General features: G+C 64.7%; 9 protein-coding genes and 2 pseudogenes. 6 read left to right on the top strand and 5 right to left on the bottom strand.

Annotation, left to right across the window (positions count from 1 at the left end):
- Positions 1-253 (top strand): annotated as a pseudogene (locus A5714_RS11650) (glycoside hydrolase); the annotation flags it as partial.
- A 43-nt stretch (positions 254-296) separates the two neighbouring features.
- Here A5714_RS11650 and A5714_RS27130 read toward each other — a convergent pair.
- From A5714_RS27130 to A5714_RS11630, 4 genes and pseudogenes are all read right to left on the bottom strand, one after another.
- Positions 297-809: pseudogene (locus tag A5714_RS27130) on the bottom strand (glycoside hydrolase); the annotation flags it as partial.
- Positions 810-851: 42 nt separating this feature from the next.
- Positions 852-1,532 (bottom strand): Type 1 glutamine amidotransferase-like domain-containing protein, encoded by a 681-nt coding sequence (locus A5714_RS11640; protein ID WP_068285350.1) that lies wholly within the window; start codon positions 1,530-1,532, stop codon positions 852-854.
- Complete coding sequence (locus A5714_RS11635; RefSeq protein WP_068285346.1) at positions 1,529-2,284, bottom strand: S9 family peptidase; 756 nt, start codon at positions 2,282-2,284, stop codon at positions 1,529-1,531. The genes A5714_RS11640 and A5714_RS11635 overlap by 4 nt, the downstream gene beginning before the upstream one ends.
- 302 nt (positions 2,285-2,586) lie before the next feature.
- Complete coding sequence (locus A5714_RS11630; RefSeq protein ID WP_068285344.1) at positions 2,587-3,366, bottom strand: alpha/beta fold hydrolase; 780 nt, start codon at positions 3,364-3,366, stop codon at positions 2,587-2,589.
- A gap of 80 nt (positions 3,367-3,446) precedes the next feature.
- Between A5714_RS11630 and A5714_RS11625 the strand changes: the two genes are divergently transcribed.
- Positions 3,447-5,213 (top strand): GNAT family N-acetyltransferase, encoded by a 1,767-nt coding sequence (locus A5714_RS11625; RefSeq protein ID WP_068285342.1) that lies wholly within the window; start codon positions 3,447-3,449, stop codon positions 5,211-5,213.
- A 160-nt stretch (positions 5,214-5,373) separates the two neighbouring features.
- On the opposite strand, the gene A5714_RS26090 is transcribed toward A5714_RS11625, so the two are convergent.
- Positions 5,374-5,640: a hypothetical protein gene (locus tag A5714_RS26090; RefSeq protein ID WP_156747279.1), complete on the bottom strand. Its 267-nt coding sequence runs from the start codon at positions 5,638-5,640 to the stop codon at positions 5,374-5,376.
- Here A5714_RS26090 and A5714_RS26085 point away from each other — a divergent pair.
- From A5714_RS26085 to A5714_RS25335, 4 genes are all read left to right on the top strand, one after another.
- A complete protein-coding gene (locus A5714_RS26085; RefSeq protein WP_156747278.1) occupies positions 5,639-5,914 on the top strand; it encodes a hypothetical protein in 276 nt (91 codons plus the stop codon). The two genes, A5714_RS26090 and A5714_RS26085, sit on opposite strands and share 2 nt — an antisense overlap.
- A 417-nt stretch (positions 5,915-6,331) precedes the next feature.
- Positions 6,332-7,519, top strand: a complete 1,188-nt coding sequence (locus A5714_RS11620; RefSeq protein ID WP_068285341.1) for a site-specific integrase — start codon at positions 6,332-6,334, stop codon at positions 7,517-7,519.
- Between the two features lie 442 nt (positions 7,520-7,961).
- Entirely contained in the window at positions 7,962-8,147 is a 186-nt protein-coding gene (locus A5714_RS25340) for a helix-turn-helix domain-containing protein (RefSeq protein ID WP_082959696.1), read from the top strand.
- 121 nt (positions 8,148-8,268) lie between these two features.
- A partial coding sequence (locus tag A5714_RS25335; RefSeq protein ID WP_156747277.1) for an AAA family ATPase occupies positions 8,269-9,829 on the top strand: 1,561 nt, incomplete at its 3' end.

Here is a 9,829-nt window from a genome sequence, read left to right as displayed (position 1 = left end):
CAGCCCCGAAGGCATCGAGCTGGGCAACCAGATCGCCGGATACGCGCTGGCCAACGCCAAGCGGTGGGGCATCAACCACGTGATCTGGCGCCAGAAGATCTATCCGGGTGTCGGCGCGGGCAACTGGACGGCGGATCTGGGCTCGGAGACCGCCAACCACTACGACCACGTCCACATCGCGACCGACGGCGGCGGTTACCCGACGGGCCACGAGACCTACTACATCGCTTCGATGACACCGTCCCCGGAGTGACTCGCGCAACGCGTTGCGGCGCAACGGCATCGGGCGTGCAGCGGTTGATGCCCCACCGCTTGGCGTTGGCCAGCGCGTATCCGGCGATCTGGTTGCCCAGCTCGATGCCTTCGGGGCTGTGCGGATTCGGGATCATCACGTCGATCGCCAAGCCCTTCGGGTGCCACGGCAACGGGTCTTCCCGGTAGCCGTAGATGGTGGTGATCTGCGGGAAGAGCACCCCGATGGCCCGGGCCGCCCAGATGGTCTTGACCTGCAGTCGCTCCTCGGGCGCGACGCCGTGGGGCAGCGGGAACTGGAACTGCTGGCCGCCCGCGGGCGGGGCCCCGGCCAGGGCCGCAAGGGCCTGCGCCTCTTCGGGCGTGGCGGTCCGCGGCGCGTTGGGCGGCGCGGGCGCAGCCGCCGGAACCGACGTCGCGCTGGACGGGGCCGCCGCCGGTGGTTCGATGTGGCGCGGCTTTGCGCCCTGGGCGTAGACCATGCCGGCCGACAACACGAGCGAGGCCGCCACCGCCAGCCAGCGTCCCCGCCCGTTGGCCAGCAGCTTTGTGCCCATGAGCAGGAGTTTAACGTCGGGTGAGACGTGTCGGGCCCGTTTTCACTCGGCCGGGAGCAGCGTGCGCACGACGCGCGTGCCCTGGCGACGGAACTGGTGGGCGGCCCGGCGCAGGGCGGCGACCGCACCATCGGGGCGCACGACGACGCCGCCACCGGAGGGGATGCCGAGGCCCGTCCCGCCGAGTGCCTGGATCGCGAGCGTGAGCCGCGCCCAGTCGTCTCGTTCGTCGTGGGCGTCGACCACCATCGGCACGAGCCGGAGCAGTTCGAGTCCGTCCGGTTCCGGCGCGCAGAGCCCGAGCTGGACGGCGCCGGCCGAGACCCCGACCAGGACCGCCCCGGCGGCGTGCCGGTCGAGGAGGACGTCGCGCATGCCGGTTTCGACGAACGTGTCCCAGCCGGCCCGCACGTCACCGCCGGCGAGAACGATCAACCGTGCGCGTCCCAGGAAGGCGCGGTCCACCGCGCCGAACGACGAGTCGATCATCCGGCGGTCCGTGACGCCGATGGCGTCGACGGCGGCCTCGAAGATTTCGTAGAACTCGCGGCGATCGCCATTCGACGCGCCGATGTAGGCCGCGCTCACCGGCGCGTCGTGCGGCAGGCCGGCGACCGCCGCCTCGAGGAGCGGCCGATCGCGCTGCGCCCAGAACAGCAGCTGGCTGTCGGCCAGCAGGTAGAGCGGTTGCCGCGGGGCCGCGCCGCCCGGCGGGACGGTCATCCGAGGTAGGCGTCGGCCCAGGCGCCGATGATCCGCCCCGCCCGGTGGGCTTGGCCGCGAGCGGTGAGGAAGTGATCTGATCCCTCCAGCGAGACGAAGCTGCGGGGGTGGCGAGCCAACCGGAAGATCTCACTCGCGTTCTCGATGCCCACCGTGTTGTCGGTGGGCGAGTGCAGGATCAGCAGCGGCAACCGCAAGCCCCGGATCTTGTCGTGCAGCTGTGCCACGCGGACGTCTTCGACGAACGCCCGCTTGAGGGTCAGCGTGCGCCCACCGACCATCCACTCGGCGCTGCCCTCCGTCAGGCAGCGGTCGACGACCGCGTCGTAATGCTTCTCGACGTGACTGGGGTCGACCGGCGCGGCGACGGTCACCACCGACCGCACGCTCGGCGAACGGCCCGCCGCGGCGAGCACCGCCGCGCCACCCCACGAGTGCCCGACCAGGATGTCGGCGGGGGAGCCGCGGCTGGTCATGAACTCGCACGCCTTGGTGATGTCGTCGGCCTTGACGGTGAACGAGCCGTCGCCCCAGTCCCCTTCGGAATCACCGAGCCCAAGGGCGTCGAAGCGCAGCATCCCGACGCCGTCGGCGGCCAGCTGCTTGCAGATCCGCGCCGCGGCCGGCGAATCCTTGCCGAGGGTGAAGCCGTGCGCGAACACCCCCCAGCCCCGCACCTCGACGTCCGGCACCTCGATGACGCCTGCCAGCGTCGCGCCAGTCGAACCTTGGAACGTCACACGTTCGCCCATGCTGACGATCTAACCCGCCCGGGCCGACGGTCGTGCGGTCGACACCGGCACGAGCGTTCGTGCGCCCGGCGGGAACAATGGCTGCCGAATCGAGCCATCTACCCGCACGCCTTCGCCACAACGCGGGTGTGCGTGCCGGATCGTCGTCGGCCGCCTCAGCTCGGCTGAACAAATCCGTTGTGCAACAGATGATGTGAATATGACCACCGGGAAGGCGTCGCCGCCGCGTTGGGCCGACGTGGTGGCGGCGCAGTGCGCTCACTCGCAGCCGTATTCGAGCTGGCGTGGCGTCCGCGTACAAGTCAGCCTCTGCGGGCGACGTCTTGGCTCAGGATCTGGGGCCAGGTTTCGACATCGGCCGGAACGTGCGCCACGGTGAGCGTTGACCGCGGCATCAGTGCGGCAAGCGATTCCGCCGTCGACATCGGGTGCGCCGGGTCGTCGACCCAGGCCAAAATCGTCGTCGGCACATCGATTCGTGCGACCGCTTCGCGAGCGGGCAGGTCGCTGAGAGCCGCGCCTCGAAACAGTGACGGCAGCAGCGCGTCGGCCACATCGGGAACTGTTTCGGGCGCGTCAACCATGGTCGGCGGCGGCGTCACTCCACGCGCCGCCGCGATGAATGCCCCGACTCCCTCGGTTTCAATTAATTGGGCCGCAGCCAAATAATTCGCCGCCTGCGCGGGCCGGGTTTCCCACGCGGTGGCCGGCACCATCAGCGTGAGGCCGGCGAAACGGTCCGGCTCTCGGGCGGCGGCGTGCAGCAGCGTGCCGGTTCCCATGGACGGGCCGACGCCGTGCACCTGTTCGCCGGGAAACCATTCGTCGAGCAGTTGCAAGAGATCCTCGGCGAGGCGTTCCCACCGGTAATCGTGCGGGACCTTGCGTCCAGTCGACTTGCCATGCCCCCGTGCGTCATACCGCAGCAACCGGGTCCCGCTGAGCCCCCTGCCGAGGTCGAGATTGAGGACCCGGTCACGCGACCGGCTGGAGGTGAGTCCGTGCAGTTGAACTACCGGATGACCACCCTCGTCGCTCAGTTCCACGGCAAGCTCTGCTCCGGGAACCACGAAAGTGGACATCACGCAACTCTTTTCATGACCCGACGGCTCGCCCCGCGCTGACCGAGCATTCAGGCTATCTGGGGCGTTAGGGTACCGCCATGCGGCTGACCAACGTGGCGCACCTGCGGCTACCCTTCGGACGACTCTGGGGGTACGACGTGTCGGTGTCTGACCTCGGTCGTCAGCTGCCGGTGTCCTTTGACCAGCGCATACACGTCGGTGCGGGCGCGCGACCCGGCTCCTGGATGGCTTTGTCCATTCGGTTGCCCGCGGGGGTCAGCCGCCAATCGTTGGCCGATGCGTGGCTGGGTGTGATCGACCGCCACGGCACGTTGCGGACGGCATTCACACCCGGGGCGGACGGCGATCCGCAGCTGCATGAGATCGATGTTCGCCCCGGCGAGTGGGTAGAGCATGAGATCGCTGCGGGCCAGGCGGTCAACGACGCACTGCGAATAGTTCTCAATGCGACATGCTCGCCGTATCAGCGGCCTTCGCATCGGTTGTGTGTGTTGGAGACGGCCGCCGGGTCGACGGTGGTGATCGCTGCCGATCACGCCCACGTGGACATGTGGTCGATGCTGGTGATCGCCCGGGACCTGTTGTCGATGCTCGCCGACGCGCGGATCGGACGTACGCCGCCCCTGCAGCCACCGCCGGCATTCGTCGTGCACACGCAAGCACTGTTGGACCGCCCCGTTGCACCGGACCGCGTGCGCGCGCGGTGGGCGCAAATCATCAGCGACAGCGGCGGGGTGATGCCACGGTTTCCGCTGCCGCTGGGTGAGTCCGGGCCGCATCCGGAACGCGTCGAAGTGCGTGACGTGTTCGATGTCGATGACGGCGCCGCGTTCGCCGCGCAGGCACGCAATGACGGTGTCTCGACGTTGGCGCTCGCGGTGGTCGCCATGACTGCGGTGACCCGCGAGTTGGCCGGGGCGCCACTGCGCGCGGTCTTCCCCGTGCACAGCCGATTTGAGGACAGATGGCACGACTCGGTGGGCTGGTTCATCACCAATTCGGTCCTGGAGTCAGAGTGCGCCGAGCCGCACGCCGCTGCCGCGGCCGTCAAAGAAGCCGTGCAGCTGGGCTCCTGGCCACTGGCGGACGTCCTGGCTCCGTGGGGTGGAATGCCCGTCGCGCCCGGCATGTTTGCGATTTCCTGGCTGGACCAACGCAGGCTTCCCGTGCGCATCGACTCGGTGGGACTCGACGCCCAGTATGTGAGTGCAAGCATCCACACCGACGACGTCATGCTCTGGTTCATCCAGGACGAGTCCGGGCTACATCTGCGATGCCGTTACCCCGATACCGCGGAGGCGCGAACGAACGTGGGGGCGTGGCTGGACCTGTTGGTGGCGCGCCTACAGGCACAGGCGCAGTCCTCGGTTCGAGGACTGCTGCGGGTGGCAGGCCGCACATTTCGTGTGCAGCGTGCGACGCGCCAACACGTGGGGGTGATCGCGGAGCTGCTCTCCGATGATGAGTTCGGTCACGATCGCGAAGGCGCCGAACTCGAACGCTACGAGGCGGCCTACGACATCGTCGTTCGCAACCGATCCAACTACCTCGGAGTCGTCCTGAACAGTTCCGACGTGGTCGTCGCGACCGTTCAACTGACCATCATTCCCGGCCTTTCCCGCGGCGGCGCCACCCGGCTGCAGATCGAGGGACTGCGGGTCGCCAAAGCCGAACGCGGACAGGGTCTCGGTACCGCACTCGTCGAGTGGGCACACAACTACGGCCGAGCACACGGGGCGCGGCTGGCGCAGGTGACCACGGACGGAGCTCGCGAACGAGCCCGGGCGTTCTATTCCCGGCTCGGATACCACGCCGCCCACGTCGGGCTGAAATGCACCATCTGAGTCCGGGTCCTGCGTGCGCTCGACGAGGTCGGCAAAGAACTAACGCTCACGCCTTCGAAAGCGACTGCGCCACAAGGGCCTCGCCGGAGCCGCGCATCACCTCACGGTGTCGCGAACCCACGCTCCGTGGACGCGGGCTACTTGTCGACGAGGTTGCCGGTCAGCGATTGGGGTGGGCGTAAGCCGAAGTCCCGTCTGGGAACACACAGTTCTCAGTGGCGGGATCCAATTTGCCCGAATATTGCCTGCAGCAATCTTGCATCACGTCGACGATCGTGCCGCCGACAGGCTTCATCTGCGTGTTCACACAATTCTGATAGAGCGGCCCATCGCCGGGAGTGCCGTTCGCCGTGCCGGCAGGTCCCCATGCGAGAACGACGGCGATCGCTACCGTCAGCAGGCATCCGACCGTATTCCTGATTGTCATGACCACTCCACGTCGTGTTCAAGGCCGCATTCCGATCGGCGCCCATTCATCCGCTGAAGGCAAGATTTTGGTGCTCATCGTATGCAGGCCGATGCGCATTCCGCCTGCCTTTGCGTCATTGGTCAAAAACACCAACGACTTTTTCGGCAGTCAAGACCGGGCGACGGTCGCAATATATCTATTATCTATTGCGGCGACGGGCCATCTTTTCGGCCTTTACGGTTCGGTTCTCGCTGAAGCGCCTACGTCGGCCCAGGCGCAGATCCGGATATAGGACCAAACATGATGTCGTTGTGACCCGGATGACGGAACCTCCGCCTGGCGGCATCAACGGATCAAACTCCGATGACTCGCCTTCAGACCCGCTAGGCAATCCTTAAGTTGAGCAGCATGGCCAGCTAATGAATCCGACCTAACAGCGAAGACGGCGGATCGTTGAGAGATTGTTGGTGCTGCCATCAGGGCGGTCTCTGCAGCATATAGTGGCTGGTGAGCGGCAGTTTTGACCTTGTGCCCCCGGCAGGATTCGAAAGTGCCGATGTGCTAGGGTAGCAAACTGCCGACAACCTGCACAAAAGAGCCTGAGCAGCGCTGACATAAAGTATCGGCTATTGCCAGCAAGTGCCAGGGAGTGCCAGAATCGGCACCGAGAATGCACGGAGAATGCACGGCACCGCGAAAGGGCAGGTAGATGGCCGGCAAAAAAGGAATGCGACAGCGGGCCTGGGGCTCACTGCGCAAGCTGCCATCGGGCAAGTGGCAGGCAAGCTACATCGGGCCGGACCTGGCAAGGCACAAAGCGCCCATCACTTACAGCACCCGCATGGACGCCGAACACTGGCTGGCCGACGAGCGCCGACGCATCGAACGAGACGAATGGGTAGCGCCGAAGGTCCGCGAAGAAGTGCAGCGAGCCAAGTCCAAGACGTTGGGGGAGTACGCCACCGAATGGCTGGCCACCCGCCCGCTGAAACCGCGCACCAAGATCGGATACGAGGCGACGTACAACCAGCGCATCAAACCCAAGCTGGGCAGCGTGCCGCTGTCAGCGTTGAACGCTGAGACTGTGCGCCGCTGGCACGCGGGCCTCGGCAACACGCACACCACCCGCAACGCCCACGCCTACGGGCTCTTGCACGCCATCTGCGCTACCGCTGTCACGGACGGCCTGCTGACCACCCAGCCGTGCCAGATTGCCCGCGCAATGAACGTGCCCACCAAGCGGGCGGCGGTGATCCTCGACGTGGACGACATCGGCAAGCTGGCCAACGCGATCCAGCCGGAGCGGCTGAAAACGCTGGTTCTCATCTCGGCTTGGTGCGGTCTGCGCTACGGCGAGGTCAGCGAGTTGCGCCGCAAGGACTTCGCGGCCGACTGTTCCACCATTACCGTGAGCCGCGCCGTCACCCACAGGCAGAAAACATGCAACATCGACACACCCAAGAGCGGCAAGGGCCGAACCGTTGTGGTGCCGCCCCACATCCGCGATGACCTCAAACATCACCTTGCCTACAACGTCAAGAAAGATGCTGAGGCCCAACTGTTCCCGGCATCCAAGGGCGGGTGCCACCTGAATGACCGCGTGTTCCTCGACTACTTCACCGCTGCACTGAAAGCCATTGGCCGCGAGGGTGTTCGGGTGCATGACTTGCGGCATTTCGCCGGAACCCAGACCGCCCGTGTCGGGAACCTGGTGGAGACGATGGCGCGCCTCGGGCATTCGACCGTGAAAGCCAGTCTGATCTATCAGCAGATCGTGTCGGGCCGCGACGCCGAAGTGGCCGAGGCCCTGTCGGCACTGGCCACCAGCAGGGCAGCCGAGGAGCTGGCCAAGGTTGCCGCCGAGGCTGACGCGGAGACGACCCGAAAGACGGCCTGAGCGACACGCACAGCCACGAATGGGTGCCCGCTGGGTAGTTGTGCCTGGCGGGCGCTTTCGTGTGGTCTGAGGCCTCGAAAATCGTGGCTGCGAGGCGCTTTTAGCTGCGCGCACGGTCTATCTATGACTGGGGAATTGCCCCCACTCGCGCAGTCGCTTTCGCAGCTCAGTCAACAATATGTCACTCAGTGGGCGTGACCTGTTGTGCACGGCACCAATTCGTGTATTCTGGCCGCCACATAGCGCCCAGGGTCCACGACCAAGGGGCGACGTAAAAGAATTCATAGCCCTGAGGTCGAGCACAGAAGCGCTCAGGTTGTCGCTGCCAGCCCTGGTATGCCATGGGGAGAGAAAACCCCTGTTGGTCAATCGAATACGCACACCGGACTTGCGCGCCGGTTGGGCGATTCTTTTGAGATGACCAACACAGGAGAGAACTCTCATGGGATGCAAGATCACCCTCGACGCTGCCGCTGACGAACTAGGCGTATCGAAACGCACGGTGCGGCGGCTTATTTCAACCGGAGAGCTGCGCGCTTACCTGATCGGCAAAGGCAGGCTGGTCCGTGTTGACCGCGATGACCTGGCCTCGGTGATACACGAGGTTGTGCCGAGCGGGAAGCAGTGAAACCCATTGCTGCACTGCCCAATCAGTCGTAGACGCACGAAAGCCCCGGCACGAGGAGTGGAGCCGGGGCATTCGTTGTGGTCCGTGAAAATCCAATGGGCATCAGATCGGAAGAACCGACATGAACGATAACACAGAACTACCGCCGCTGGACTACGGCGGAGACGATTTCATCGACTACCTGAGGCGTAGCGACGCGACAGCGCAAGCCATCGCCTCCGGTGTGAAGTTCGAATTCACCCCCGACACACCGGAAGTCCGCAGGCGTAATGCCCGCAGGCTGGCCAATTGGCAAGACATACGAACCCCACTGCCGCGCAGCAGGTCTCGCCGACGCGCTGCCGCGTATCCATTGGACAAGAAGAAGCGCGTTGGTCTGCGAGTGCTGGACAGGGTGGAGACCGCCCTAGCGGGTATCCCCGAAGGCGCGCGTGACGACAAAACCAGAGACGCCATCTATGACCTGGGAAAGTTCGTCAACGAGGGCGTTCTGGACCCTGCCGACGTTGAGACAGCAGTGATTTCAGCATCGCGGAAGACAGGACACATACCGCAGAACAAAACCGAACGCCAGGTGAAGGCAGACATCCAGCGGGGACTCAAAAAGGCTGCCAGTGATGGCCTGCACGTCGACTGGGACCGATTCGACTGGCTCACAACCGATTACGAGAATGCCAGCCAAACCCGAAAGGCCCAACCTTCGCGCGCTGCACCAGATCCCGAGCGCGTCATCAAACTCAAACGCGCATCCACAGTGAAAACTCGAGTCCCCGAATGGGTTTGGGAATATGACGAGATAGGACGAATACAACACGGCACGCTGAGTTTGTTCGCGGGCAAGCCAGCAGCAGGAAAGTCCACCGCCGTAAGGTGGTTCGCGGCGCAGTTGAGTCGCGGTGAGCTGGAAGGTGTTTGGCTCGGTAATCCCGTGCGCGTCGCGGTCCTGATGACAGAGGAGCAAGACGACGCAATCATCGTCCCCGGCCTCAAGGCAGCAGGCGCCGATTTGGATAACATTGTCCTGCCCGAAGTTCGTATAGCGAACATCGAGGACGGGTTTACCGTAGCTGACATCGCCGCTCTCACAGAACATCTCATAGACGAACAGATTGCAGCGGTATTTATCGACCCAATCATGTCGCTGATCGGATCAGGCACAGATGTGAACCGCAACAACGAGATTCGCCAGCAGCTCCTACCTTTCACGCGGATGGCCAAAGACATCAACGGAATAGTTGTCGGTGTCGCCCATCTGAAGAAAGGCGACACGCGGGACGTGATGGCGGCTATCAACGGCTCAGCAGCATTCGGGGAAGTTCCCCGAGCGGTATTCGGTTTCGCTCCCGCTGGCGACGGGACACACATCATGGAGCAGGTCAAAAACTCCGCTGGCCCCAACGGTTTGAAACTGGAATACAAGCTGCCGGTCGAGCTAATCAGGGCTGACGACGGACGAACAAGCGAACTACCCCGATTTGAAATCACCGGCCCGACAGAGCTGTCCATCGCTGACCTCGGCGCTGAGGATGATGAGGTCGGACCTAATTCAGCACCGGCGACACAACTGTGGTTGCGGCGGTATCTGGAAATCGAGCAGCCCGCGCCCAGCGCACGAGTCAAACGCGACGCCAAAGAGCAGGCTGATATCTCCGAATCATCGATCAAACGCGCGGCGAAACGGC

Origin of the sequence: Mycobacterium sp. E2462, from assembly GCF_001672685.1 — a bacterium.
Taxonomy (GTDB): Bacteria; Actinomycetota; Actinomycetes; order Mycobacteriales; family Mycobacteriaceae; genus Mycobacterium.
Note: the sequence above shows the minus strand (reverse complement) of the source record. Positions and strands in the feature narration are given on the sequence as shown.